This window comes from Methylibium sp. T29 (genome assembly GCF_000576205.1).
GTDB lineage: Bacteria > Pseudomonadota > Gammaproteobacteria > Burkholderiales > Burkholderiaceae_C > Methylibium > Methylibium petroleiphilum.
The window spans coordinates 1-648 of sequence record NZ_AZND01000589.1; the positions used below are offsets into that span (position 1 = coordinate 1).

At 73.6% G+C, this 648-nt stretch carries 2 protein-coding genes; both read right to left on the reverse strand.

Features of this window, described 5'->3' with window-relative positions; all coding sequences use genetic code 11:
• Window positions 1-404, reverse strand: a 404-nt coding sequence (locus tag x551_RS22990; protein WP_152543651.1) for a response regulator, incomplete at its 3' end; no start/stop codon positions are given.
• A gap of 40 nt (window positions 405-444) precedes the next feature.
• Window positions 445-648: hypothetical protein (locus x551_RS22995; protein WP_036252232.1), on the reverse strand; the 204-nt coding region annotated here is incomplete at its 5' end.

A 648-nucleotide genomic window follows, 5' to 3' on the forward strand; every position in this document is an offset into this window, starting at 1 on the left:
CGCGCCTGCCGTGCCTGGCGCGCGCCGCGGACGTGCGCGGCGATGCGCGCGATGACCTCGCGCGGGCGGATCGGCTTGGTCACGTAGTCCACGCCGCCGGCCTCGAACGCCGCCTCCACATGCTCGGTCTCGGCCAGACCGGTCATGAAGACGATGGGGATGTGCGCGGTGGCGGCGTCGCGCTTGAGCCGACGCGCGACCTCGAAGCCATCCATGCCGGGCATCAGCGCGTCGAGCAGCACCACGTCGGGCCGCGCGTGGGCGGCGCGCTCCAGCGCGGCCTCGCCGCTGGTGGCGACCAGCACGGTATAGCCGGATTCGTCGAGCGCATCGTGCAGCACCGAGACGTTGTCCGGCACGTCGTCGACGATCAGCACCACGTCGCTGTTCTCGCCGAGGCGCATGCGCTCCGGCCCGCGCGGCACGTTGGGGTCGGCGGGAGAGTCAGGCGGCCGCGGCAGCATCTTCGGGTTCCTCGTCTCGGGGATTCAGCAGCGCACGGATGGCGTCGAAGCGGAACTGCTGTGCCAGCTCGCGCACCGGGCCGGTCCAGGCCGCGGCGGCCGGGTCCTCGGCCTCGATCGCGCTCAGCTCGCCGAGCAGGCCGCGCAGGTAGCCCAGCCGCGCCAGTTCGTCGAGCGCCGCGCG